This window comes from Bradyrhizobium sp. 170 (assembly GCF_023101085.1).
GTDB lineage: Bacteria > Pseudomonadota > Alphaproteobacteria > Rhizobiales > Xanthobacteraceae > Bradyrhizobium.
This window is the reverse complement of record NZ_CP064703.1, coordinates 6049056-6073061: the sequence shown is the minus strand read 5'-3', so window position 1 is coordinate 6073061 and position 24006 is coordinate 6049056. Positions and strand designations below refer to the sequence as shown.

At 62.7% G+C, this 24006-nt stretch carries 22 protein-coding genes and 1 pseudogene; 16 read left to right on the top strand and 7 right to left on the bottom strand.

What is annotated here, in order from left to right:
- Positions 1-37: 37 nt before the first annotated feature.
- From IVB05_RS28270 to IVB05_RS28255, 4 genes are all read left to right on the top strand, one after another.
- Entirely contained in the window at positions 38-919 is an 882-nt protein-coding gene (locus IVB05_RS28270; RefSeq protein WP_247779219.1) for an SDR family oxidoreductase, read from the top strand.
- Positions 920-1024: 105 nt separating this feature from the next.
- Complete coding sequence (locus IVB05_RS28265) at positions 1025-1978, top strand: dihydrodipicolinate synthase family protein (protein ID WP_247779218.1); 954 nt, start codon at positions 1025-1027, stop codon at positions 1976-1978.
- A gap of 4 nt (positions 1979-1982) precedes the next feature.
- On the top strand, positions 1983-2783 hold the full coding sequence (locus IVB05_RS28260) for an NUDIX hydrolase (RefSeq protein WP_247779217.1): 801 nt from the start codon (positions 1983-1985) through the stop codon (positions 2781-2783).
- A gap of 118 nt (positions 2784-2901) precedes the next feature.
- Positions 2902-3825 (top strand): EamA family transporter, encoded by a 924-nt coding sequence (locus IVB05_RS28255; RefSeq protein ID WP_247779216.1) that lies wholly within the window; start codon positions 2902-2904, stop codon positions 3823-3825.
- A gap of 7 nt (positions 3826-3832) precedes the next feature.
- Here the strand turns inward: IVB05_RS28255 and IVB05_RS28250 are convergent, their stop codons facing one another.
- Positions 3833-4255 (bottom strand): nuclear transport factor 2 family protein, encoded by a 423-nt coding sequence (locus tag IVB05_RS28250; protein WP_247779215.1) that lies wholly within the window; start codon positions 4253-4255, stop codon positions 3833-3835.
- Positions 4256-4341: 86 nt separating this feature from the next.
- Here IVB05_RS28250 and IVB05_RS28245 point away from each other — a divergent pair, with 86 nt between their 5' ends.
- The 3 genes and pseudogenes from IVB05_RS28245 (at position 4342) to IVB05_RS28235 (ending at position 8297) form a co-directional block, all read left to right on the top strand.
- Positions 4342-5109, top strand: coding sequence for an AraC family transcriptional regulator (locus IVB05_RS28245; protein WP_247779214.1), 768 nt, complete (start codon positions 4342-4344; stop codon positions 5107-5109).
- Positions 5110-5247: 138 nt separating this feature from the next.
- The gene (locus IVB05_RS28240) at positions 5248-7929 is read left to right on the top strand and encodes a PAS domain S-box protein (RefSeq protein WP_247779213.1); all 2682 of its coding nucleotides are present in this window, start codon (positions 5248-5250) and stop codon (positions 7927-7929) included.
- 16 nt (positions 7930-7945) lie between these two features.
- Positions 7946-8297 (top strand): annotated as a pseudogene (locus tag IVB05_RS28235) (cupin domain-containing protein).
- A 27-nt stretch (positions 8298-8324) separates the two neighbouring features.
- Here IVB05_RS28235 and IVB05_RS28230 read toward each other — a convergent pair.
- On the bottom strand, positions 8325-8675 hold the full coding sequence (locus IVB05_RS28230) for a GrlR family regulatory protein (RefSeq protein ID WP_057838711.1): 351 nt from the start codon (positions 8673-8675) through the stop codon (positions 8325-8327).
- 331 nt (positions 8676-9006) lie between these two features.
- On the opposite strand from IVB05_RS28230, the gene IVB05_RS28225 reads away from it, so the two are divergent.
- Positions 9007-9351, top strand: coding sequence for a hypothetical protein (locus IVB05_RS28225; RefSeq protein ID WP_247787035.1), 345 nt, complete (start codon positions 9007-9009; stop codon positions 9349-9351).
- A gap of 158 nt (positions 9352-9509) precedes the next feature.
- Here the strand turns inward: IVB05_RS28225 and IVB05_RS28220 are convergent, their stop codons facing one another.
- A complete protein-coding gene (locus IVB05_RS28220) occupies positions 9510-9893 on the bottom strand; it encodes a VOC family protein (protein ID WP_247787033.1) in 384 nt (127 codons plus the stop codon).
- 318 nt (positions 9894-10211) lie between these two features.
- Between IVB05_RS28220 and IVB05_RS28215 the strand changes: the two genes are divergently transcribed.
- Both IVB05_RS28215 and IVB05_RS28210 read left to right on the top strand, forming a co-directional pair.
- On the top strand, positions 10212-10763 hold the full coding sequence (locus IVB05_RS28215) for a hypothetical protein (protein ID WP_346771789.1): 552 nt from the start codon (positions 10212-10214) through the stop codon (positions 10761-10763).
- Between the two features lie 141 nt (positions 10764-10904).
- Positions 10905-11381 carry a hypothetical protein gene (locus tag IVB05_RS28210; RefSeq protein ID WP_247779212.1) on the top strand — a complete coding sequence of 159 codons (477 nt, stop codon included), beginning with the start codon at positions 10905-10907 and terminating at the stop codon, positions 11379-11381.
- A gap of 19 nt (positions 11382-11400) precedes the next feature.
- Here the strand turns inward: IVB05_RS28210 and IVB05_RS28205 are convergent, their stop codons facing one another.
- A complete protein-coding gene (locus IVB05_RS28205) occupies positions 11401-11763 on the bottom strand; it encodes a hypothetical protein (protein WP_247779211.1) in 363 nt (120 codons plus the stop codon).
- Positions 11764-12098: 335 nt separating this feature from the next.
- On the opposite strand from IVB05_RS28205, the gene IVB05_RS28200 reads away from it, so the two are divergent.
- From IVB05_RS28200 to IVB05_RS28185, 4 genes are all read left to right on the top strand, one after another.
- The gene (locus tag IVB05_RS28200) at positions 12099-13271 is read left to right on the top strand and encodes a cupin domain-containing protein (protein ID WP_247779210.1); all 1173 of its coding nucleotides are present in this window, start codon (positions 12099-12101) and stop codon (positions 13269-13271) included.
- A gap of 472 nt (positions 13272-13743) precedes the next feature.
- A complete protein-coding gene (locus tag IVB05_RS28195; protein WP_247787027.1) occupies positions 13744-14742 on the top strand; it encodes an alpha/beta hydrolase in 999 nt (332 codons plus the stop codon).
- Between the two features lie 136 nt (positions 14743-14878).
- Entirely contained in the window at positions 14879-16828 is a 1950-nt protein-coding gene (locus tag IVB05_RS28190) for an EAL domain-containing protein (protein ID WP_247779209.1), read from the top strand.
- A 338-nt stretch (positions 16829-17166) separates the two neighbouring features.
- Positions 17167-17511 carry a hypothetical protein gene (locus IVB05_RS28185; protein ID WP_247779208.1) on the top strand — a complete coding sequence of 115 codons (345 nt, stop codon included), beginning with the start codon at positions 17167-17169 and terminating at the stop codon, positions 17509-17511.
- 593 nt (positions 17512-18104) lie between these two features.
- Here the strand turns inward: IVB05_RS28185 and fabA are convergent.
- Together fabA and IVB05_RS28175 are read right to left on the bottom strand one after the other, a co-directional pair.
- Positions 18105-18635 carry a bifunctional 3-hydroxydecanoyl-ACP dehydratase/trans-2-decenoyl-ACP isomerase gene (fabA, locus tag IVB05_RS28180; protein WP_247779207.1) on the bottom strand — a complete coding sequence of 177 codons (531 nt, stop codon included), beginning with the start codon at positions 18633-18635 and terminating at the stop codon, positions 18105-18107.
- A 39-nt stretch (positions 18636-18674) separates the two neighbouring features.
- Positions 18675-19295 carry a TetR/AcrR family transcriptional regulator gene (locus tag IVB05_RS28175; RefSeq protein WP_247779206.1) on the bottom strand — a complete coding sequence of 207 codons (621 nt, stop codon included), beginning with the start codon at positions 19293-19295 and terminating at the stop codon, positions 18675-18677.
- A gap of 427 nt (positions 19296-19722) precedes the next feature.
- Between IVB05_RS28175 and IVB05_RS28170 the strand changes: the two genes are divergently transcribed.
- Positions 19723-22017, top strand: a complete 2295-nt coding sequence (locus tag IVB05_RS28170; RefSeq protein WP_247779205.1) for an MHYT domain-containing protein — start codon at positions 19723-19725, stop codon at positions 22015-22017.
- 257 nt (positions 22018-22274) lie between these two features.
- Here the strand turns inward: IVB05_RS28170 and IVB05_RS28165 are convergent, their stop codons facing one another.
- The gene (locus tag IVB05_RS28165; protein WP_247779204.1) at positions 22275-23684 is read right to left on the bottom strand and encodes a serine hydrolase; all 1410 of its coding nucleotides are present in this window, start codon (positions 23682-23684) and stop codon (positions 22275-22277) included.
- A gap of 35 nt (positions 23685-23719) precedes the next feature.
- Between IVB05_RS28165 and IVB05_RS28160 the strand changes: the two genes are divergently transcribed.
- The gene (locus tag IVB05_RS28160) at positions 23720-23914 is read left to right on the top strand and encodes a hypothetical protein (RefSeq protein WP_247779203.1); all 195 of its coding nucleotides are present in this window, start codon (positions 23720-23722) and stop codon (positions 23912-23914) included.
- Positions 23915-24006: the final 92 nt, after the last annotated feature.

Sequence of the window (24006 nt, the reverse complement as noted above, 5' to 3'; positions counted from 1 at the left end):
GCGAGGTTAAGGAAGAAACCGAAAGGGAGAAACCACCATGGGATTACTCGACGGCAAGGTCGCGATCATCACCGGTGCGGGCGGCGGGCTCGGTGAGGCCTACGCAAAGCTGTTTGCGCGCGAGGGCGCGGCGGTCGTGGTCAACGACCTCGGCGGTCCCCGCGATGGTTCCGGCGCCGACGTGTCGATGGCGCAGAAGGTGGTCAACGCGATCAAGGAAGAGGGCGGCCGTGCCGTCGCCAACGGATCCGACATCTCGACCATCGCAGGCGGGCAGTCGGTCTTCGAGGACGCCATCAAGAATTTCGGCCGCGCTGACATTCTGGTGAATAACGCCGGCATCCTCCTCGACGAGACTTTTGCAAAAGCCAAGGAAGCCAACTGGGACAGGGTGATCAAGGTGCACCTCAAAGGCACCTTCTGCTGCACCCAGCCGGTGTTCAAATGGATGCGCGAAAACGGCGGCGGCGTCATCGTCAACACGTCCTCGACCTCGGGCCTGATCGGCAATTTCGGCCAGACCAATTACGGCGCCGCCAAGGGCGGTATCTGGGGACTGTCGAACGTGCTGGCGATCGAGGGCCGCAAGTACAACATCCGGATCTGGACGCTCGCCCCGGGCGCGCTGACCCGCATGACCGCCGACCTGCCGCGCTATAAGGAGAACCCCGGCGCGGCGCTCGGCCCGGACGGCATCGCGCCGGCCGTGCTATACATGGTCAGCGATTTGTCGGGCGACCAGACCGGCAAGGTGCTCGGCGTTTCCGGCCCGCGTGGCGTGCGGGAAATGCGGATGATGGAAATGGAAGGCTGGACGCCGCCGTTTACGGGGTGGAAGGCCGAGGATATCGTTACCCACGCCAAGGAAATCTTCTTCTCCGAGGAGGAGATCAAGAAATCGGCGCGGCGATTCAAGTAAATGTCGTTCCGGGGCGATGCGATAGCATCGAACCCGGAATCTCGAGATTCCGGGTTCGCGCTATCGCGCGCCCCGGAATGACGAAAGAGGATAGAGGATCCCACCATGAAACTGACCGCTCAGGCCGCAGGCACTTTTGCGATCGCGCCGACCCCGTTCCACGATGACGGCCGCATCGACGAGAAATCGATCGACCGGCTGACCGACTTCTACGCCGAAGTCGGCTGCGACGGCGTCACCGTGCTCGGCATTTTGGGCGAGGCGCCGAAGCTCGATGCCGCTGAAGCCGAGCAGGTGGCGGTTCGCTTCGTCAAGCGCGCCAAGAACATGCAGATCATCGTCGGCGTCTCGGCGCCCGGCTTTGCCTCGATGCGCTCGCTGGCGAAAGCGTCGATGGACGCAGGCGCCGCCGGCGTCATGATCGCGCCGCCGCCGCATCTGCGCACCGACGACCAGATCACGGGCTATTTCAAGCAGGCCCAGGAAGCGATCGGCGACGAGATTCCCTGGGTGCTGCAGGACTATCCGCTGACGCTCAACGTCATCTTCACGCCCGCCGTGATCCGCAAGATCGTGATGGACTCGCCGTCCTGCGTGATGCTCAAGCATGAGGACTGGCCGGGTCTGGAGAAGATTTCCACGCTGCGCGGCTATCAGAAAGACGGCTCGTTGCGGCCGCTGTCCATTCTGGTCGGCAATGGCGGACTGTTCCTCGATTTCGAAATGGAGCGCGGCGCCGACGGCGCCATGACGGGTTACGCATTCCCCGAACTCCTGATCGATGTCGTCAAACTGTCGAAGGCCGGCAAGCGCGACGCGGCGCACGATCTGTTCGACGCGCATCTGCCGCTGATCCGCTACGAGCAGCAGCCCGGCGCGGGCCTGTCGGTGCGCAAATACGTGCTGCAGAAGCGCGGCATCATCTCGTCCAGTGCGCAGCGCAAGCCCGGCGCCACCATCACGGCCACCGCAAAGGCCGAAGTCGATTATCTGCTGTCACGGGTGGCGCGCGTCGATCGCCGCGCCAACCTGCAACCGCAATCCAGCGCGGCAGGTTAGTCCAATGGCCGAAACCATCGCCCCGCGTCCCGCATCCACGATCCTGCTGTTGCGCGATAGCGCTGCGCTCAAGGAAATCGAGGTCTTCATGATGGTTCGCCACTATGAGATCGATTTTAATTCCGGCGCGCTGGTGTTTCCCGGCGGCAGCGTCGACAAGGGCGACAAGGAGATCATCGCGACATCAGAGCTGTATTCGGGCGGCGAGGGGCTCGATGAGGCGACGCTCAGCTTCCGCATCGCCGCGATCCGCGAGACCTTCGAGGAGAGCGGCATCCTGCTGGCACGGCCGAAGGGCTCGAAGACGCTGGTCGATGCCAAACGTGCCAGGGAAATCGAGGCCGCGCATCGCGCCGACCTCTGCGACAGCAAGATCAGCTTCCTCAAGGTGCTCTCCGACAACGCCATGGTGCTGGCGCTCGATGAACTCGTTCCTTACGCGCACTGGATCACGCCGGAGGGCATGCCCAAGCGGTTCGACACCTGGTTTTTCCTCGCCGCCGCGCCACCGGAACAGGTCGGCGCCCATGACGGCAAGGAATCCACCGACTCGATCTGGGTCTCGCCGCGCGAGGCGCTGGAGGGCGGCGAGAGCGGGCGCTTCAAGCTGCCATTCCCGACCACGCGCAACCTGATCAAGCTCGGCAAGCAGCAAAGCGTGAAGGTGGCGCTCGACGACTCCAGAGGCAAATCCGTCGTCACCGTGACGCCGGTCATGACGAAGAGCAATGGCGGCCGCCAGCTCCGCATTCCCCTCGAAGCCGGCTATGACGGCGAGGTGTTCGAGGTCGGCTCGGTCGGCTGACGCGTCCGACGCGGGCCGCAGCGAAGGCTGCATCCACACTTCGGCGTACAACGAAGTATTGAGGGGCTTCCGGCTGTAATGTCCGTCCCGGCATTCATCGAGACCGGGAAACACGGACATGGGCGGTACGCATCCTCAACGCGCCAGCATGGCGACCGAACTGGCGTTGCTGCTCGCGCTCGCGACGCTGTGGGGCGCGTCCTACACCTTCATCCGGATCGGCGTCGCAACCATCCCGCCGATCACCCTGATCGCGTGCCGCACGCTGATTGCCGGATTGCTGCTGCTGATCATCCTGCGCTGGCGCGGCGTGAGAATGCCCGTGGATGCCACGACCTGGCGGCGCTTCCTGTTTCAGGCCTGCCTCAACAGCGTCATCCCGTGGACGATGGTCGCCTGGGGCGCGCAGGCGTTGGACGCGGGGGTGGCAACCATCCTCAACTCCACGGCGCCGATATTCACGTTTTTCCTGACGCTCGCTATCAGGCGCCATGAGGAGGTGACGTCACGGAAGCTGCTCGGCGTCATCGCCGGGATGGCCGGCATCTGCCTGATCGTCGGGGTGCAGGCGCTGTCCGGCTTCGGCGCGGAACTGACGGCCCAGATCGTGATGGTGCTTGCCGCCATCGCTTACGCAGGTGCGGCCATCCTCGGCCGGGGGTTCAGGGATCTCGATCCGATGGTGCCCGCGGCCGGATCCTTGCTGTGCGGCGCGGCGCTCCTGATTCCCGTCAGCCTGGCGCTGGAGCGGCCGTGGACGCTGCAGCCGTCGACCAGTTCGATGCTGGCGCTGGCAGCGCTTGCGGTGTTCTCCACGGCGCTCGCCTTCGTGATCTATTTCCGCCTGATCCGGACCCTGGGATCGATCGGCGCCACGGCGCAGGCCTATCTGCGCGTGCCGATCGGCGTCGCGGCGGGCGTGGTTTTCCTCGGCGAGCAATTGAGTTCGACCGCCTGGATCGGGCTCGCCTGCGTCGTCGTCGGCGTCGCCGCGATGACGATTCCGGCGCGAAAGGCGAGACCGATCGGGGAGGCTGCCTGAGCGGGCTTCACGTCAGAAAGGTGTCGACCTGCGCCTGGTCCTGGTCATAGACCCAGCATTCGGAAAGCAGTCCGTCGCGCACGGCGTACGCCAGCAGGCGCTCGACTTCGGCCGTCCTGCCTTCACGCTCGAAACGCTCGCGCACCAGCAGCGCGCCGCGCTCTGGCCCAGCCATGACGTCGACGATGGCGATCAGCCGGCGATTGGTGCGACGCGTGACCTCGGCCAGGATGCCGAGCGCGGCGGCCTTGCCGGCGTGGTCGCCGGCCAGCGGGTTGCGGCCGAAGTAATGCAGCGTGAAGTCGTCATGATAACAGGCGGCAAGCGCTGCGCGATCGCCTGCAAGCCATGCGCTCGCGTAGCGGCCAACGGCTAGTCGTGTGCGCTCAATGGCGGTTTGGTGCTCGATCTCAGACCGGTTATTTGTCATCGTTGTCAATCCTGGGGGATCGTTGCCATTCCAGATGTTAGATCCGCCTGACAATCCGGGGCTTTCAAGAACTGGCTATGCGCGCAATGACGGCAGCGAAACTGATCGGGTGGGGCGCACGGGTGCTGTACCTCGGCCCGGCCTTCGGGTTGACGCCGCACCGGAATGCGACCGCCGTCCTTGCCGTCGGCCTCGATGCGCCGCTGGAAGTCGCTGACGATCCGGCGGATCGCACGACGCATTATCGCGCAGCCCGCAGCGTGCTGATCCTGCCCAACAGCCTGCACCATTTGCGCATCGAGCGGGGCCGGATGGCGTTCCTCTATGTCGATCCGTTGGGGCGCGACCTCAAGGCATTGATCGCGCGGATGACGACCACAACGCCGCGGGCCGCCTTCGACCTGAGGGACGAGTCCGGTGTGGTCGAAATCATGACCGGCCTGGCCGAAAGCCGGATCGCGCCGCAGGATGGACGCGTATCGCTCGGCGAATTGCTGGGTGTGGGGTCGCGCGGGAAAACCAGCGCGCGCATCGCCGCAGCACTACAGCATTTGCGGGATGAACCACAGCGCGCCCATCGGCTGACGGCCTTGGCGGCGCGGGCTGGCCTGTCGCCGTCGCGGTTTTTGCACCTGTTCAAGGCGGAGACCGGGGTGCCGCTGCGGCGCTACCGCATCTGGAACCGGATGGGCGCGGCGGTTCGCGCCAGCGGCGAGGGCGCTTCGCTTACGGAAGCGGCCCATGCCGCCGGCTTTGCCAGTTCGGCACATTTTTCCAGCGCATTTCGCGACATGTTCGGCATGATGCCGTCGGATCTGGCGAGGGCGCTGAGGCCGGGGGCGACCCAAGTGTGACAGGGCTGCGTGACCGGGCCGCTGCCCGTTCGACCGAGGAATCGGCCTATATACCGCCATTAACCACCGGCCGACATGTTCCCCACGGCCCGAAATACATCGTATATTGCGCCCGATAGGAGCCCGGCCCCGACCAACATGACCGCTGAAACGCCGCCGAATTCGCTGCCGCCGCGATCGTTCTCGCTTTCGATCGGCCAACTGACATTCGGCAGTTTCATGCTGGTGCTGGCGGTGATCATCATCACCTCGACCGCCAGCGTCATCGCTATCCGCCATATCGATTCGACCTTTGCCGAGCTGCAGCGGCTGCAGAGCGTGGGCGATTTGGCCGAGGACATCGACCGCCGCATGAACGAATTGCGGCTCGCAGCGCGGGATTTTGTCACCGACCCCGGCAGCCAGTCGTTCCAGGTCGGTGAAGCCGCGACTACGCTCAGCGAGGTCCTGAAGAAGACGCGGCTGGAACTCGCTCCCGAGCAGCAGGATATGATCGACGGCGTATCCGAACGCCTGTCGACCTACCGCAGCGGCATCGAGCGCATTTCAGCGCTGATCAACCGCCGCGCCGAAATGATCGTCGCGTTGCCGCCTTTGCGCGAAAAATTCGATACGGCGATCGCCGAAGCGTCCGATTCCCGGATGGCGATGGCCCTGCTGCAGACCCAGAGCCGCATCGCCTCGGCGCTGCTGGCGCATAACCCCTCGGCTGCAGAACAAGCCGCGGAAAGCATGCGCTCGATGACGATCGCGGATCCGCAGCTGCGCGCCGTAGTCGACGATTATGCGCTGGCGATCGTCAACATATCGATCCGCGAACGGCAGATATCCGACATAGACAGGGAAGTACTAGGCGCGGAGGGCCGCCTGATCCAGCGCGTGACGGAATTGTTGCGCGACGTCAGCGAGCGGCGGGGGCGTGTCCTCGCCCGCGATTTTGCGCGGACGCTCGCGGAAGCCAAGTGGCAGAGCATCGTGCTCGGCACCGCCGGCGTTCTGATCGGGCTTTTCGCATCAATGCTGGTGGTACGCCGCACCGTGCGCCCGCTCGCCTCGATCGCAAACTCGATTCGCGCAGTGGCCCGTGGCGAAAAGAGCGCCTCGATCCCGGCAACCGACGTGGACAACGAGATCGGCGACATTGCCCGCGCGGCCGAGGTGTTTCGCCAAACGCTGGTCGATGCCGATGCGGCGCGCGAGGCGGCGGTGCGCGCGCTCGCTGAACAGCGGCTTGCCGAGGAAAGTTACCGCAAGCTGTTCGAGTCCTCGGTCGACGGAATTTACGTCACGACGCCCGGCGGCGCGCTGCTGAACGCCAACCCGGCGCTGGCGCGGATGATGGGTTATGCCACGCCGCAGGACCTGATCAACGGCATCGGCGACATCGCGGGTACGGTCTACGTCCATCCCGAGGCACGGGCGGAATACGAGCGGCTGATGCAGCGCGACGGCATGATCCGTGAGTATGAGTACCAGGTTCTCACGCGCAACGGCTCGGTGCTGTGGCTCTCCGACAGCGCGAGCGCCGTGCACAACGAGGCCGGCGTCATCGTCCGCTACGAGGGAACGGTGCGCGACATTACCGACCAGAAGCGCGCCGAGGATGCGATCGCCGAAGGCCGCCGCTTGCTGCAAATGGTGATCGACACCGTGCCTGCGGTCATCAACGTCAAGGACAAGGAGCTCCGCTACGTCCTGATGAACCGCTATATGGCTGGAATTTTCGGGGTCGAGCCGGTGGATGCGATCGGCCGCACCACGGCAGATCTGATGTCGCGCTACGGCGCCGAAAAGACCGACGAGCCCGACAAGCGGGTGCTGGCGGCCGGCAAGGAACTCGGCTTCTACGAGGAGGAATACAAGGATGCGTCCGGCCATATGCGGCAATGGCTGGTCAACAAGCTGCCGATCCTCGATGCGGCCGGCGAGATCGAGAACATCGTGACCGTTGCGCTCGACATCGGCGAGCGCAAGCGCGTCGAATCCGAGATGCGCAAGGCCAAGGATGCGGCGGAGGGCGCGTTGCGTAATCTGCGGGAGACGCAGAATTCGCTGATCGAAGCTGAAAAGCTCGCCGCCTTGGGACGGCTGGTAGCGGGCGTAGCCCACGAGGTCAACAACCCCGTCGGCATCAGCCTGACGGTTGCGTCGGCGCTGGAGCGCAAGACGTCGAACTTTACGGCCGAGGTCGCCCGTGGCGAACTGCGGCGCTCCAGCCTGAACGATTTTCTCGAGACCAGCCGCGATGCGTCGTCGCAGCTGGTCGCCAACCTCAACCGCGCCGCCGAGCTGATCCAGTCGTTCAAGCAGGTCGCCGCCGACCGCAACTATTCAGACCAGCGCTCTTTCGACCTCGGCGATCTCACCGAGCAAGTGGTAATGAGTCTGCGGCCGGGTCTGCGCAAGCACAATTTGACGCTCAACGTCGAGTGCCAGCCCAATCTGGTGATGAACAGCTATCCCGGACCCTACGGACAGGTGCTCACCAACCTGTTTCTCAATTCGGTGGCGCATGCCTTCCCGGACGGCAAGTCCGGCACGGTCGACATCCAGGTTCGGGAGTCCGGCAAAGACAATGTCGAGATCATCTTTTCCGACAATGGATGCGGCATGAGCCTCGACGTCCGCCGCCGCGCCTTCGATCCGTTCTTTACCACGCGACGCGATCAGGGCGGTACCGGGCTCGGCCTGCACATCGTCTACAGCATCGTGACGACACGCCTGGGCGGCCGGCTTGATCTCGATTCGCAGCCGGGCGGCGGCACGCGAATCCAGATGATCCTGCCGCGCACCGCGCCGCTGGAGCAGGCGGCGGAGTAGCAACCAGGGACCATAAATGAGCAACGGAATTGATTTGGCGGAGAAGCTGTCCACATTCTCCGAGCACTGGTCGCCCCGCACGGTGACGCAGTTCAACAATTGCGACGTGATGGTCGTGAAAGTGGAAGGCGAATTTGTCTGGCACAAGCACGATGACACGGACGATTTTTTTCTCGTCCTTAAGGGGGCTGGATATTCAACTTCGCGATCGAACCATCACGCTCGGGCCGGGGCAAATGTATGTCGTGCCCAAGGGCGTGGAACATCGTCCCGTTGCGAGGGAAGAGGTTCATCTGCTGTTGATCGAGCCGAGCGGCACGCCCAACAGTGGCGATGTCGCAACAGCCGCGCCGCGCAAGACGGCATGAAAATCCACCGACGAATAGGCGGGCCGACTAATTGATATCCGCCAGCTTGTGCAGGGTGGCGCCGAAGATCTGGCTCGCTTTGCCGACCAGCGCGGTTCCATTCATGCTGCCGCGGGTGTCGGTGAAGGTTCCGGATACGCCGATGCCGACCGGATTGGGGCCGCCGAACAGCGGGTTGTCATTGTCGCGCGGGGTGGTGTGGCGCTGCACCAGGACCTCGCCTTTGAAGGTGTCGCCCTTCACGGTGTAGCTGCCGGTATAAAACAGATAGGCGTCGCCGCCGAGGATCTGGCCATCCCGGAACAGAATGACGCCACTGCCCTTGCCGGTGCGCCCATCCAGCAGGGTGACGTGGATCGAATAGAGCCCGTTCTTCATGACGTCCCAGATGCCGGCCGCCGCGCCCACGGAAGCCGGTCAAGGAGTTATGCCAAAGCGTGGCCCGCACCGTCAACGCGTCAGGTTGACTGCTAATTCCCGCTCAGGAAGCAAACATTGTGCGCACTACTCCGGCGTGATGCGAGGATGACGGTGGGCCGACTCAACTTGGCCCGCGAAATGCATAGCTCGATTTGGCACCGGCCGGCGGGTGCTGGAGCAAGAGAAACAGGTGACCAACTGGATCAATTCCGGCGGCCACGTGCCGCACCCAAAGATCGGGAACAGTGAAACTACGGGCCGTCATCGCGCGGGCCGTTGGAAAAAGTGGATGATGATCGGCAGCGTGTTGTTGATGTTGCCGCTCGCCGCCGATCGCGGCGAGGCCCGCGATCCCGACGGCCGCTACGCGAACTCACCGCTGAAGCAGTGGTTCGACAGCCTGAAGAGCGGGAAGGGACCGTGTTGTTCCGACGCCGATGGATATGCGCTGAGCGACGTCGATTGGGAGTCCGGCAACGGGCATTACCGCGTGCGGATCGACGGCGAGTGGCACGACGTGCCCGACGACGCCGTGATCACCGAACCGAATCGGGTAGGCCGAACCATGGTCTGGCCGATGCGCGGTTATCAAGGATTGAGCATCCGCTGCTTCATGCCGGGCAGCATGACGTAACGGTCGCCGTTTCGCGCGCTCGCGTCGGAGTCTGACCGTCATACTCCGCGAAAGCGGAGTATCCAGTACGCCGCGGCTTTTCAGTCTGTCTGAGGTCTCTGGAATACTGGATCACCCGCCTTCTTCGCGGGTGATGACAGTCCGGAAGCGTCAGCGCGTCACGCATATTTCTTGTCGCGCTCCAGCAGCTCGACTGAAATGCCCTGCGGCCCGCGGATGAAGCAGATGCGCACGCCGGGCCGGATGGTGGTCGGCTCCTTCGTGAACTCGACGCCCTTGGCCTTGATCTCGGCGGCGACCGCGTCGATGTCTTTCACGGTCAGGCCGAAATGGTCGAGACCCTGATAGGGCGTCACCGGCGGGGTGTTGACGCCGTCGCCGGCGGTGACGGGTGCGATGAACACATTGGCGCCGCCGAGTTTGACGTCGATCCGTCCGGGGCCACGGACGATCTCGCCACCCAGAATGTCTTCGAGCCACGCCGCGGTCGCTTCGGGATCGGGACTGCGCAGGTGAACATGATCCCAGGTAACGGTCGGCATTTCGGTCTCCCCCTTATTGTTGTTGCGGCGCTCAAGGCCGGTTGCGGTGCGGCCAATGTAGCCGCCGGGCATCCGCAATTCCATCCCGGTCGCGCCGCCGCCGCAATATTGTCGAGGTGGCATGAAACCAATTCTGCCTTCGGTGATTGTTGACGGGCGGCGGGATCCGTACAGCGGCGGTCGTGACAGAAGCCGTACGGGAAAACGCCCGTAGGGCTTTTTTCGTGCGCGGCACGGCAATCGCCGGTGCTGCCGGGTGAGGGCACGGCTATGAGAATCGCCGGGTGGTCGTTCGGAAGGTCCGAAGCACGGCTCGCCGTGCTGCCGGCCATCGCCATCGCTGGCTGCGCCATGTGGTTGATGCTCCCGCAGGCAAGCGATGCGGAGGGTCATTCCACCGCGACGTCGCCTGAAGTTACCCGCGTCACGCAAGATACATCCCGCAACGGCGACACGGCCGGGATCCAGGCGACCTTGTCGGGCCCGGCTCCGTCAGCCGTTTCCCCCGACGCCAATCCGGCGGCAGCCGCTGCCGCGCCTACTGACATCGCGCCGCCCGAAACGGTGGAGCCCCAATCGCCGCTCGACGGCCTGAAAATTATCTCGCAGTCGTGGCGAAGGGGCGGGCTCGGCTCGAAGGCGCTGGTGACCTTCACGCTCCGCAACGCCAATGACTACGCGGTGAAGGATATCGAGATCGCCTGCAAGTTCGCCCGCCGGGACGGCAGCCATCTGACCGACCGCAGGCGTATCATTCCCGATACCGTGAACATGAAGAGCCGGAAGCGGTACGCCGGCATGCTGGTCGGGTTCATCAACGTCAACGCAAATAAGGCGAAATGTTCGGTGGTTACAGCCAGCCGTATTTAACCCTGCGCGATCAAACGCGCGGTCCCGCACCCGAAAATGTGATCGGCGTCTTTGAACCTTGCCGGTGGGCCAGGAACTAACTGGTGTATCGCCCGTTAGGCGATTGAACCGCGCAGTACTCGCGCGGGGGGAGCGAGACCAATGCCCGTAGCGCGTTATTTCCTGTTTGTCGGCGGAGTGCTGCTCGCGCTGTTGTTGGCGATCGATACGATCATCCCACAGCAGGCCGTCGTGGCCAGCCAGGCCGCTCCTTCGGTCAACAAGACCGTCAACAAGACCGTTGTGCGCATTCGCTCCGACCAGAAGCTGCCGGAGCGGGTGGTTTACGACACCAGCCTTCCGACGATTGTTCCGCCGACCGTGACGGCCCAGGCCGTTGCGCCGCCGACGCCTGCCGTGGCCTCAGCCGATGCCACCGCCCAGGCCCGTGTGCGGGAGACGTTTGCACAGTTCGTCCCGGCGGAGGCGAAGAAGCCCGAGCCGCAGGTTCAGCGCAAGCGCAAGATCGCCAAGAGCCGTCAGGCGCCGCAGATGCAGTTCGCGCAGCCGCAAATGCGGGTGGCGCAGCAGTCGCATTTCGGCTTCTTCGGCGGTCCGAGTTGGAACAGCACCTGGTAAGGTGCGCCGACTGCTTTAGTTAGCGCGGCAGCTTCGGAATCTTGTCCGCAAAACCGTTGTAGCAGGTCAGCCGCTCGTCTTCCTCCTTGAGGAAGCGGCAGTCATTGACGCCCTTCGCCGCCGGCGCCTTCGGCTTGGGTTGCGGCGCATAAATGGCGTCGTAGCAATTCAGGCGTTCCTTGGTCGCATCGTCGATGTCCTGGCAGGCCTGCAACTTCTGGGCGGGGGACAAAGGCTTTTCCTTCTTACCCGCCTCTGATTTCTTCGACCCGACCACAACCAGTGGTTTGCCGCCGACAGACGGGGGATTGGCGGGGGCGGTCCCCTGAGCCAGCGCCGCCGCCGGATACAGGATCGCCAGCGTCAGGATGATCTTTCTCATGTCGAAATGTCCGAATAGCCGTAAGCCGAACGAGCGCGCCCGGAGAGACCAGAACTCCCGACCTTCGGAATCGAAAATCCCGCTGCCCGCCTGCGTTCTCTAGCACCATCCCCAAGCGTCTGTCTAACCTGTTGATTCAATGGCCATTCAATTGAGCCTGCGACGGCCCGGAGGGCGCGGGCGGCCGGTCCTTGCTTTTGACCTTTGGTTGCCCTGCGGCGTGGCGACTTGCGGTCGGCACGCCCAGTGCCAACCTTGTGGTCTGGAGAGCGCTTGTTCGGCGGTCGCGTGGGGTGTCGTCGTCGGAGCATTCGCTGGGCCGAAAGGAGAGCATCATGTCCGATCCGCAACGCCGGGAGTTTCTGGCCGCCGCGGGCATTGCCTCGCTGGCAGCGCTGGGCGGGGCCCAGCCGGCCGCCGGCGGCGATCCGAGCTTCATGAACAATGTTCCGGACCCAACGCTCGCGGGCAAGGATCTGCCGACCTTCAAATTCGCGCTGGAGAAGTCGGACGGCAAGGTCATCGGCAACAGTTACGGCAAGGAGGCGACCGTCGCGCAACTGCCTATCTCCAAGGGGATCGCCGGCGTCTCGATGCGACTCGAGCCCGGCGCGATGCGCGAACTGCACTGGCACGCCACCGCGGCGGAATGGGCGTTCGTTCTTGAGGGCCGCGTCCGCACCACTGTCGTCGACCCAGGCGGCCTCGCCGAGACCAACAATTTCGACCCCGGCGACGTCTGGTACTTCCCGCGCGGCCACGGCCACATGCTGCAATGCCTCGGCGACAAGCCCTGTCATTTCATCCTGATCTTCGACAACGGCTACTTCTCCGAATTCGGCACCTTCAGCATCACCGACTGGGTCGGACATACGCCGCCGGCGCTGCTGGCGAAGAATTTCGGCCTGCCCGAAGCAGCGTTCGCGACGTTTCCGAAGGAGGAAGTGTATTTTGCACGCGGCAAACCGCCGCCTGCCGAGCCTTCGGTGCCGCTGCAGGGCTGGAAGCTGCCGCCGGAGACCCACAAGTACCGCCTGCTGGCGCAGACGCCGCATGCGACCTATCAGGGCGGCCGCGAGTGGCGCGTCGATTCCTTGAGCTTCCCGATTGCGAAGACGATCACGGGCGTCGTCCTCGATCTCGATCCCGGTGCGCTGCGGACGCTGCACTGGCATCCGAACGCCGACGAGTGGCAGTATGTCGTCGAGGGCGAAGTGAGCGTCACCCTGTTCGGCTCGCACGGCCGCTACCGGACCGAGCGATTGCAGAAGGGCGACGTTGGCTACATCCCGCAGGGCTATGGCCACTCGATCGAGAATGTCGGCAGCGCACCCGCGCGCATGCTGATCGGGTTCAATGCGGGCATCTACGAGACCATCGATCTGTCGCAATGGATCGCGGCAAATCCCAAGGACGTGCTCGCCACGAATTTCGGTCAGCCGGCGGAAGTGTTTGGAAAATTCCCCGATCGCGACGTGTTCATCGCCGGAAAGGATGGCGGCCGGTAGGAAAGTGCCGCCAGGCGTGAATCAAAACGCCGGCTGGTCGCGCGGCGCCATCGTGCCGCGTGGAGCAGATCTAGCGCAGGCGATAGGCATCGAACGCGTGGGCGAGGAATATGCCGATGCTGACGAAGATGAGGAACGCTGTCACGACTTCGGTCATAGCCTTCCTCCCTGTGTTGCCATGCCGGAAAGGGCACGCTTGAGGAATCCGCGATAAATGAGGTTCAGGACCGATACAAACATGATCTAACCCCGTGTTTGATGGGACAACACCGTAGGGGGCCTTTGTTTCCAGAGGACTTCGCGGCGGATCGAAATGGTTTCGTTGCGCCGCCCGCGGATCACGGAATCGCGACGGAACTGGAACAAATGATTGCCATCGTCCGCCCTTTTCTCGCCATCCTAGTTCGGGAGACCTGCGGTCGCGGGTCTGCGAAGGCCGTCTTCCCAAAGGTCCTGTGTGATCGTCCGAGATTTGTTGCAAAACGAGACTTCCCGCCGCGCATTCCTGCGCGGGATCGCGTCTTCCGCCAGCGTGCTCGCGCTCGGTGGATGCGCCAGTCTTGGCGCGACCGGCGCGCGCTACGACGCTTCGTCGCTTACCGCGGAACCCACATTGCTCGTCACAACCACGCGCAAGGCGGTCAACGGCGGGCGAACGAAACCCTGGTTCGGGCCGGAGCGCGCGACCAGGATGACCGTGGCACGAGCAAAGCTGGTGGCGCCTGACGAGAGCCGTTTCTCGCTCGCCGCCGCCGGTATTGGCGATTGGCGTCTCGATGGGGTCGAACCGGTGTCGGCAGAGGTCAGCGATCTTCTCGCGCAGGGCGGCGGGGGCGACGTCCTGATCTACGTGCACGGTTTCAAACAGACATTCGAGACGGCCGCGCTCGACGCAGCACACCTCGCCGACGGCATCAAATTCCGCGGCCAGACGATGGTGTTCTCCTGGCCGTCCAAGGCTGGACTGTTCGACTACGCCTATGACCGCGACAGCGCGATGTGGTCGCGCGATGGCTTCGAGCGCGTGCTCCAGGCCGCCGTCACGACTCCGGGCGTCGGCCGTGTTCACATCGTCGCACACAGCATGGGCACCATGCTGACGCTCGAAAGCCTGCGCCAGCTCTATGCGCGAAACGGCGACAGCGTTACGGACAAGATCGGGGCCGTGGTGTTCGCCTCGCCTGATATCGACATGGACGTATTCTCGTCGGCCGTCACCCGCATCGGTCCGCTCGGCCGCAAGATCACCGTCGTTGCCGCAACGAACGATCGCGCGCTGGCGCTGTCGGGACGGTTGGCCGGCGGAATGACACGGGTCGGCGCCGCCGAGAAGGCCGCCATCGAGCAACTCGGGGTGCGCGTCATCGATGCGTCCGACTCCGGCTGGGGCGTCATCAACCACGATCTGTTCCTGTCCAATGCGGAGGTGCGGCGGGTGATACGCCGCTCGATCGATACCTCAGCCGCGTAAAGCGGGCCTTGAGCAGCTGTTTTCGGCGGCGTTAGCGAGCCGTTAACCAGCCGCGCAGCGCCATGGAACCGGCCGAGCATCGATTTTAAGGGTTTGGCGGCACGATCAAGGCGATTGGATCCCTTGTGGTTGCCTCGTGAACAATATCGCGAAGTTATTTCGGATCGATGCCGAGAATCACGAATTGATGGGCGCGCAGCTCGCGGCGTTTTCGCGGCCGGTCCGGTTGCTCTATTTTATCCTGAGCGTGAATTCGATCGCGTTGGCGTTTACCCATCTTGGCATGGCGCCGCTAAGCCTGACCGTTGCGTTTCCAGGCTTTCTGGTGGGGGCCTGCGCGATCCGTTGCCTGATCTGGCTGCGGCGCCGTGACGGCGTGGTCGAGCCGAAGGCCGCCGCCCGCACCCTGCGGGCGACGGTGTTGCTGGGCGGCGCACTGGGCTTTGCGTTCCTGGCGTGGGCGCTTAGCCTGTTTCCGTATGGCGACACCTCCCGCCACGGCCATATCCTGTTCTTCGTAGGTATCACGGTCGTCAGCTGCATCTTCTGCCTGATGCATGTGCGCCCGGCGGCGCTGATCCTGACCGGCACGGTGATCGCACCGTTCGTGGTGTTTCTGCTGGCGAGCGGTGACGTGGTTCATATCGCCATCGGATTGAATCTTTTCCTGGTCACGGTCGCGATGATCTACATCCTGATCATCTGTTCCGGGCAGTTCGCCGCCATGGTCAATGGTCAAGTCGAGACCAAGCGTCTCAGCAACGAGAACTTCCGTCTCGCCAATGTCGACAGCCTGACCGATCTGCCCAACCGGCGCCAGTTCTTCCACCGGCTGTCGGTCCTCGCAGAACGAGCGAAAACGGAAAACCACCGGTTCGTCGTCGGCGTGCTCGATCTCGACGGCTTCAAGGCGGTCAACGATCTCTACGGGCACGGGGTCGGCGATCGGGTGTTGAAGGAAACCGGCCAGCGCCTGCTGGAGCTTTCCGATGACACGCAATTCATCGCGCGTCTCGGCGGCGACGAGTTTGGCATCATCGTCGATGCGGACCTCGACCCCGAGGCTGTTCTTGCGGTCGGCTCAAAAGTCTGCTCAGTCTTCGACGCGCCGTTTTCCGTCGCCGGGATCGTCGCCAAGATCGGCGGCTCGGTGGGATTTGCACTTGCTCCGGATGCCGGCATGACGGCGGAACTGCTCTACGAGCGCGCCGACTACGCGCTCTACCACGCCAAGGCGAGATACCGCGGCCAGCCGGTGATCTTCTCCAGGGAGCACGAAGTCGAAATCCGCAAGCTCAGCATCATTGAACACACGTTGCGGCGGATCGATCTCGACGCAGAACTGTCGTTGCATTACCAGCCGATCGTCAATGTCGGGACGGCGCGGCTGGTCGGATTCGAAGCGCTCGCGCGATGGCATAATCCCGAGCTCGGCGATGTCGCTCCCGACGTCTTCATCTCGGTCGCGGAGCGCACCGAACTGATAGGGACGATCACGCAGGTCCTGTTGCGCAAGGCGCTGGCCGCAGCCCACTCCTGGCCGGAGGATATCTTCCTGTCCTTCAATCTGTCGATGCGCGACCTGATCTCGCAAGTCACCATCCTGCAGACCGTGGCCCTCATCGAAAGCAGCGGCATCGATCCTCGCCGCATTATCATCGAGGTCACCGAGACGGCGTTGATGCAGGATTACGAGCAGGTGCAGGATTCGCTCAGGATTTTGCGATCGATGGGATTGAAGGTGGCGCTGGACGACTTCGGATCGGGGCAGTCCAGCCTGAGCTATGTCCATCAATTGTCGCTGGACAAGATCAAGATCGACCGGGGCTTCATTCGCAATATCGCGACGCAGGAGAACGCCCGCAACATCGTCAAGACGGTGATCGACCTGTGCCGCAATCTGAAATTCGACTGCGTGGTCGAAGGCGTCGAAACGGCAGAGCAGGTCGAGATCATCGGCCGACTCGGTTGCTCGACGATGCAGGGATATTTCTTTGCGAAGCCGATGCCGCTGCGTGAGGTCGAAAGCTTCATCGCCAACTATCGTATATCGGATCATCCGCGACTGGCCGCCGCGGCCGGGTGAGGTTCGATCAACGCCTGATGTCGCAGCGCCGTTGCCGCACAGTGCAACGGGCTAGCGCCGCAACATGATGGCGACAACCTGTCATTGATCGCGCGGGCCGTCGCAATGTCACCACGCTGTCACCCTTAATGTCGCCAAATTGACGGAACACTTATTCGTGGCCGGCACGAAGGTGCCCGGTCTCGCCTCGAACTGCTCAACGCTTGAACTGCTCAACGTGCGCAACGCCGACCGGTTGTCGGCGCGCGACGCTTTGCGGATAGATCGGGGAGATACGGGCGGCGCCGGGTGCTTGCCGGCGATCCAAATTATTCAGTTGGTACAAGGGAATGAGAATCATGCGTCAAGCAACATCAAAGGCCGTGGCAGGTTCGAGCGCGGACCGCCGACCGGTGCTGTCACTCGCGGCGGGCATCGCCTTGCTCGCGGGCGTCACCACGGCTCACGCGCAGAGCACGGGTATTGCCGCCTGTGACGACTTCCTGACCAAATACGACGCCTGCGTCGTCTCCAAGGTCCCCGAGGCGCAGCGCGCGATGTACAAGACGCAGATCGACCAGACGCGCAAGGCGTGGGTCGACATGGCCAAGAATCCGTCGGCAAAGGCGACCATGGAATCGACCTGCAAGCAGACCCTGGATGCGACGAAGGCCTCGCTCACGGCGTATGGCTGCTCATTCTGATCGGCGCGTGCGCCGCTGAAAAGGAGTGGCGCCGAGTGGGCGCCATTCCTTGACGGCGGCCGGGGCGGGACGGGGGAGCGGCCGACGATGCCGGCGAGGCGCTCTTCCGGACTTTGGCCGAAACGACGTGTGCACCGCCGGCGCGCAATTCACAACCAAGCGGCGCGTCTTCAAGGCGCGGTCTGCAAACTTCTCTTTATGCCGATTAACCACTTGTTAACCATAACGCCCCAGCATTGCCCCTCTAAAGAGAGCCGCCACGGGCGTTAGTCCGAAGGCGCAATTGATCGTTCATCTTGGGGGCGGGCCGAGGCTCGCGGGGCTCCAAGGAGTAACGTCATGTCGTCACCTGGCGTAAAACACGAAGCAAGTTTGCTTTCTGAATTCGTTCCGGCGATTTTCGGCGCACTTGGTTTGGGTGTTCCGATTGCGGTTGCGATCATCTGGATTTGTTCCTGATCGGCATGCCCGCTTGTTTCTTGACGGCGCTCGGCTGTGAGGGGCGTGGCGGGCTGCGGCCGGTCAAGATCGGCGCTGTTCGTTCGCAGCGCTCCCATGCTGCCGCAGCACTGCGCGCCGCCGGCTACCGTATCTCAGATCGCAGGCGCTATCATTCCGACCCTCATATCCTTGGCGATATATACGCATGCGTCGTTGGCAAACACGCTGCCGTCAGCAATTCCAACAGCCAGTTTGCCGCGCCTTACCTGGCGCATACAGACCTCGTAGCGCACGCGCTTGATGTCTGGCTTGATGTCTCCCCGGAACTTGACCTCGCCGACGCCGACGGCGCGGCCCTTGCCCGGTGAGCCCGACCAGCCAAGCCAATAGCCGACGAGTTGCCACATGGCGTCCAGACCCAGACATCCCGGCATCACGGGATCGCCGGGAAAGTGGCAATCAAAAAACCAGAGGCTTGGTGTGATATCCAGCTCAGCGATGACGTGGCCCTTGCGGAATTCGCCGCCATCCAGGCTGATCTCGGTGATGCGGTCCATCATCAGCATGGGCGGCGCCGGCAGCTGGGCGTTGCCCGGGCCGAAATAGCCACCTTCGCTCGATTTGAGCAGATCCTCTTTTGTGTAGGACGATTGCGGCGCGTGAAAGTCGCGAGGGTTGGACAAGGCAAACTCCTTCGGCGTTAGGCTGGCGGTTGCTGAGCGTCAGGCGACTTTGTCGCGACCTCTTTTTTCGATGCCGGCGTTAGCCGTCAGGCGCAGGGCTCCGGCCATGAAGGCCCAAATCTCATCCGTGAGTTTCTCCGGATCGGGTCGTCGTTCGCTCATCAGGGCGCCGATCAGCGCCTGGCGAATTCCGCCGATCATCAGCGCAATGGTGAGATGTGGATCGACGTGATCGGGAACGAAGCCGTCACGCTGTGCCGCCTCGATCATGCGCGCGCCACCAGCGAGCTGTTTGTTGGTGAAAGCTCTCTCGACATCCAGGACTTCAGGCGCGCGGCTCAAGGCTCCGATGACAAGGGGAGCGAAGGGGTGGTCGTAGTGGAAGGCGATGTAGGAGGCTATTCGCCGCCGTTCTCTGTTCGCCCAGCTTTCCGAGGGCCGGCACGCGTCGTTGAAAACCTCTTCATCGAGGCGGCTATAGAACGCTTCAACAACGGCGGCGATCAGGCCGGCCTTCGATCCAAAGTGGTGATAGGCCAGCCCGACCGAAACCTGCGCCCGCTTCGCGACAGCCTGCATTTCCAGATGGCCATGATTCCGGATGAGCTCCTGTTGGGCCGCCCGGATTAATCTTTCTCGTGTCGTGATCGTCGTGGTCATCTTTGATTGAGGGTTAAATTGAATTCAATTCAATATCGATTTTCGAGCCGAGATTCAAGTCGGGGATCGCGCTTGGCGAACTGGGTCAACAGGACGTCCGTCCGTCTCTCCTCCGGCTCAAATGCAACTGGACCGGTTCGATCCCTGCGGCCATGAAATGAGGAACAGTGGGTAGTGACAGGCGGGCGCCTGTCGTGCACCTCCTGCGGGAATCGGCCGACTTGCTGCCATCTTTGCGGCGCAGGCTGCCGGCGGCTCAACTGATTCTTGTTAATTTTAATTGTGATGAAGGGCGCGAATGCCGCGGCCATCATAGGCGGTCAATGTATGGCGGGAACAATCTTGGTGCCGGGGACGATTTCGGCATCGCCCGGGGGAGGAGAATTTGCGTAACCGCCAATGCGAATTCGGCTAGCGTCGGTCGAAAATGCATCACCACACGGCTTTTCATGATCCCGTTCTGGTCGCGCTATCAATTCTGATCGCGGCACTCGCCTCCTATACTGCATTAGACTTGGCAACCCGGATGCGAGCCGCTTCCGGCAGGGCCCGCAGAGCCTGGCTTGTAGCCGCTGCGATTGCCATGGGGGGTGGCATCTGGTCCATGCATTTTGTCGGCATGCTGGCCTTCAGCCTGCCCGGAATCGAGATTTCGTACGATCCATTCCTGACTCTTCTCTCGCTTGCCATTCCAATTGTCGTCGCCGCTGCCGCATTTGCCGTTGTAGGACGGCGCCCACAGGCGCTCCTCGCATCGGGCTTCGCGATGGGGCTTGGTATCTCCGGTATGCACTATACCGGTATGGCCGCGATGCGAATGGCAGCCTTCATAGCGTACGATCCCCGGTGGGTTGTGCTCTCGATCGTGATCGCAATCAGCGCCTCCGTCGTGGCGCTCTGGCTCGCCTTTCGTAACACTAGCGCGATCCAGCGGCTGTTCGCGGGATTCGTGATGGGGCTTGCGATCTCCGGCATGCATTACGCCGCGATGGAAGGCGCCATGTTCCTGCCGACGATCCCCATGGCAGGGCAGACAGGACATCTCGGCGTCGGTCAGGCGCCGCTCGGGTTCCTGCTCGCTGGCATCACAATTGTGATCCTGAGCATCGGGATCGCCGCCGCCGTCTATGACAGGGCATCCGCGGAACGCGCCCAACGCGAGGCCAACGTACTGCGGCGCAGCGAAGAGCGCTTTCGGCTCCTAGTGGAAGGTATCGTCGACCACGCGATCTTCATGCTCGAGCCGGACGGGCGCGTGGGCAACTGGAATCTCGGCGCGCGCGTGCTGATGGGCTATGGCGACGACATCGTAGGGACGAGCTACAGGGTCTTTCATACCGAGGAAGATTGCGCGGCTGGGGCGCCCGCACGCGCTCTCCTTGAAGCTGAGCGGAAGGGGAAGTCCGCCATCGAAGGCTGGCGTGTGCGCCAGGACGGCAGCCACTTCTGGGCAGAGGCAACGATCGTCGCGGTACGGAATGAAAGCGGCGCAATCGCCGGCTTTGCTAACATCGTGCGCGACGTCAGCGAAAGGAGACGGGCGCAGGAAGCACTGGATCGGGCGCGCGAAGCGCTGATGATGTCGCAGAAGATGGAGACCATCGGCCAGCTCACCGGCGGCGTGGCCCACGATTTCAACAACCTGCTTGCCGCCGTTCTCGGTAGCCTTGAGCTCTTGAAGAAGCGCTTGCCGTCGAGCGATCCGAAGACCCAACGCCTGGTGGACAACGCGATGCAAGCCGCGTTGCGCGGCGCCTCATTGACCCAGCGTATGCTCGCTTTCGCGCGTAAACAGGATCTCAGGCCAGCGGTTGTCGATGTCCGCGAATTGGTGCGTGGCATGGCATCGCTGTTAAAATTCGAGGCCGGCATTCGTGTCGAGACGCTGTTTCCGATCGACCTGCCGAAGGTGAGGGTCGACGCGAACCAGCTCGAACTGGCTGTCCTCAACCTGGCGGTCAACGCACGCGACGCGATGCCGGACGGTGGCCTGATTACCATCGCCGCTCGCGAGGAGCAGGACTATGGCGGCCTTCCGACGAGCGGCTATATTGCGCTCTCAGTGAGCGACACGGGTTGCGGCATGGACGATGAGACCCTCAAACACGCTCAAGAGCCGTTCTTTACGACCAAGGGTGTCGGCAAAGGCACGGGGCTCGGTCTGTCAATGGTCCACGGGCTTGCCGAGCAGTCCGGCGGCAGGCTCGTATTGAAGAGCCGTCCTGGAGAGGGCACGACAGCCGACATCTGGCTGCCTATTGCCGAAGAGACCGCGGTGCCAGAGCCGCGTGTGAAGGCTCCGGCACCCCTACCTCTGGCCAGCCGACGGCTTTCCGTGCTCGTCGTCGATGATGACCTCTTGGTGCTTGAGAACACAGCGGCGATGCTGGAGGATCTTGGGCACACAGTGGTCGAGGCACGCTCGGGCGAGGAGGCGCTGGCTTTGCTCCGCCGCACGCGTACCGTCGACCTAGTTGTTACCGACTATGCCATGCCTGGTATGACTGGACTGCAACTTGCCAACGCGGTCGCTTCGGAGCGCCCCGGGACGGTCATTCTCCTGAGCACGGGATACGCGGAGCTTCCAAGCGACGCGCGATCCAGCTTGCCGCGTCTATCAAAGCCATTTGACCAGGCCGCGCTTGCGAAGGCCATCGAGGCGGTGATGCACGAAGAAGAGCAAACCGGATCAATCGTCGCGTTTCGGCCGAAGAGCGCGTGAATGCCTGATTATGAATGGCGCGCCACGGCCGATGAAGATGGGCACTATTGCTTCGCCGTGGCGCTATGATGCAACGGCCGCTTAAGCGATCCGGCCGGATGACCACCGATGGCCTGCGATCTTGCGCTACGCCTCATGGGCGGCTGTCCGCCCGATCTCGCTGGTGGTCCGGTTACCCTTCGGCTGCGGCCATTTCGATCAGTCCCAGGAACGGCGCGATGGGGCACAAACTACATCCCACCGGGCAGTCGACAAGCTTAGTTTATCCGCGGGCAGTATTGATCTCGCCCGTTTTGGTGCCACACCAGGCGATCGACCAATTCGTCTTTGTTGCGTAGGAATGTGACCTGTGCATCGACAATCCGAAGAAAGAATCGATTTTCGCTTTCAGCGAACAGTTCAAATTCGCTCTGGCCCGTTCCACGGCCAAACAGATGCCCATCCGCCGCGCGTATCGTAATGCTGAACGTTGGTGTGAGCTCATAGACGCCCCCGTAGCTTGCCAGCACGCCCTGATCTACGGTCACTTTCGGAAGATAATCTGCAACCTTGAACGCCGGGTTGGCGAGGTGAAATCCGAGATCATCGATCATGTATATGGCGGTGTTCGACAACACGACGGCACCGGACTTCAGTTTCGTCGAAAAGCCAACGTGGCCGCAATAGCCGCCCGTGGCGCCGCCATGTCGGATAATTTCATCACCATTCGCCTTGCGTACGTGCCAGCCGAGATAGTAGCTGTTGCCGAAGATATGGGGCCGTCGCTTCTCCAGCAGGAGCGCGGCGGCTTTGCTCAATGGGCCCTGCGGATCAGGAAGGCACGTCGCTCGCATGAACCGGACAAGGTCATTGGCCGTGGACCGCAGCGCACCGGCGCCGGCGATCGCCGGAGGCAGGTCCCAATTCATCGCCGGCTTGAGATCGGCACGATGGCCTTGAGCCAATCGTTCCTGCATTGACGGCGTCAAGCTGGCCCGCGTGTCGGCGAGGTTTAGAGGATCGCAGATGCGGGAAATGATCAGCTCTTCGTAGCTCGCGTTGGCGCGCAACGCCAGGACGTGGCCAAGCAGGCCAAATCCAAGGTTTGAATACGATGAAATCGAGCCAGGTTCATATTGCGGGTACGAGTTCGCAACGGCGCTGTAGAGCTGATCGGTCGTGTATGCTGCATAGGGATCGATGTCATCCCTGAAAACGAAACCCGCCGGTTCGCGCGGAAGCCCGGACGTGTGAGAGGCCAGATGCCAGAGCGCGATCTGTTTGCCCCGACTCTCCGGGACGCGAACGCGATCTGGAAGATATTTCGAAACAGGGTCGTCAAGCGCAACCTCACCCCGCGTTACCATCTCCGCCAGCAAGAGCGCGGTGAAGACCTTGGTGATCGATCCGATTTCGAAAACGGTATCGCCATCGAGTGCGCGGTTATTCTTGCTGTCCGATTTGCCGTAAGGCACGATCCGCTGCGTATTCGCATCAAAGGTCGCCGCAACAATGCCAACACTTTGCCGGGTCGTATCGACGCGTTCGCGCAAGGCCGTGAGAATGTCGTCAGTAGAGAGCGGCTCGCCACCTGCGGTCTCGATGAATAGACCACTTGCCGCAGCGGTCAGCGCTGCAGCGGCTCCACCCAATGCGGCGCCGACGAGAAAATCACGACGTCCAATCATGAGCCCGCCCGCTCAAAAGTAATGGCCAACTACCAATGATTGTAGATAAGCTGTTCGGCACAGCAACATCACCAGCGCTGGCCGGCAATGACCAAGCGGTCAATTTTGACCTGGTTTTGACCCATACGATCACCGCTCCGGGTCATAAGCTGCCATTGAAGACGAAGGCACATTTTTTACTCGATCCTGACCGGCTTTCTTCCCGATCTCCTGATGTCTATCTTGGTTGAAAAACACGAGAGGCAGCGAAATGCTACCGGCACCAATCGCTTATTGCTTCTACCGATGTCGCGGGCTCTGCCTTCACACTTGGGTCGTCGCG

Bases quoted from the DNA above. Each gene is read 5' to 3' on its own strand.
- IVB05_RS28270 (WP_247779219.1), top strand. From the start codon at position 38: ATGGGATTACTCGACGGCAAGGTCGCGATCATCACCGGTGCGGGCGGC.
- IVB05_RS28265 (WP_247779218.1), top strand. From the start codon at position 1,025: ATGAAACTGACCGCTCAGGCCGCAGGCACTTTTGCGATCGCGCCGACC.
- IVB05_RS28260 (WP_247779217.1), top strand. From the start codon at position 1,983: ATGGCCGAAACCATCGCCCCGCGTCCCGCATCCACGATCCTGCTGTTG.
- IVB05_RS28255 (WP_247779216.1), top strand. From the start codon at position 2,902: ATGGGCGGTACGCATCCTCAACGCGCCAGCATGGCGACCGAACTGGCG.
- IVB05_RS28250 (WP_247779215.1), bottom strand. From the start codon at position 4,255: ATGACAAATAACCGGTCTGAGATCGAGCACCAAACCGCCATTGAGCGC.
- IVB05_RS28245 (WP_247779214.1), top strand. From the start codon at position 4,342: ATGACGGCAGCGAAACTGATCGGGTGGGGCGCACGGGTGCTGTACCTC.
- IVB05_RS28240 (WP_247779213.1), top strand. From the start codon at position 5,248: ATGACCGCTGAAACGCCGCCGAATTCGCTGCCGCCGCGATCGTTCTCG.
- IVB05_RS28230 (WP_057838711.1), bottom strand. From the start codon at position 8,675: ATGAAGAACGGGCTCTATTCGATCCACGTCACCCTGCTGGATGGGCGC.
- IVB05_RS28225 (WP_247787035.1), top strand. From the start codon at position 9,007: ATGATGATCGGCAGCGTGTTGTTGATGTTGCCGCTCGCCGCCGATCGC.
- IVB05_RS28220 (WP_247787033.1), bottom strand. From the start codon at position 9,893: ATGCCGACCGTTACCTGGGATCATGTTCACCTGCGCAGTCCCGATCCC.
- IVB05_RS28210 (WP_247779212.1), top strand. From the start codon at position 10,905: ATGCCCGTAGCGCGTTATTTCCTGTTTGTCGGCGGAGTGCTGCTCGCG.
- IVB05_RS28205 (WP_247779211.1), bottom strand. From the start codon at position 11,763: ATGAGAAAGATCATCCTGACGCTGGCGATCCTGTATCCGGCGGCGGCG.
- IVB05_RS28200 (WP_247779210.1), top strand. From the start codon at position 12,099: ATGTCCGATCCGCAACGCCGGGAGTTTCTGGCCGCCGCGGGCATTGCC.
- IVB05_RS28185 (WP_247779208.1), top strand. From the start codon at position 17,167: ATGCGTCAAGCAACATCAAAGGCCGTGGCAGGTTCGAGCGCGGACCGC.
- IVB05_RS28175 (WP_247779206.1), bottom strand. From the start codon at position 19,295: ATGACCACGACGATCACGACACGAGAAAGATTAATCCGGGCGGCCCAA.
- IVB05_RS28170 (WP_247779205.1), top strand. From the start codon at position 19,723: ATGCATCACCACACGGCTTTTCATGATCCCGTTCTGGTCGCGCTATCA.
- IVB05_RS28165 (WP_247779204.1), bottom strand. From the start codon at position 23,684: ATGATTGGACGTCGTGATTTTCTCGTCGGCGCCGCATTGGGTGGAGCC.
- IVB05_RS28160 (WP_247779203.1), top strand. From the start codon at position 23,720: ATGATTGTAGATAAGCTGTTCGGCACAGCAACATCACCAGCGCTGGCC.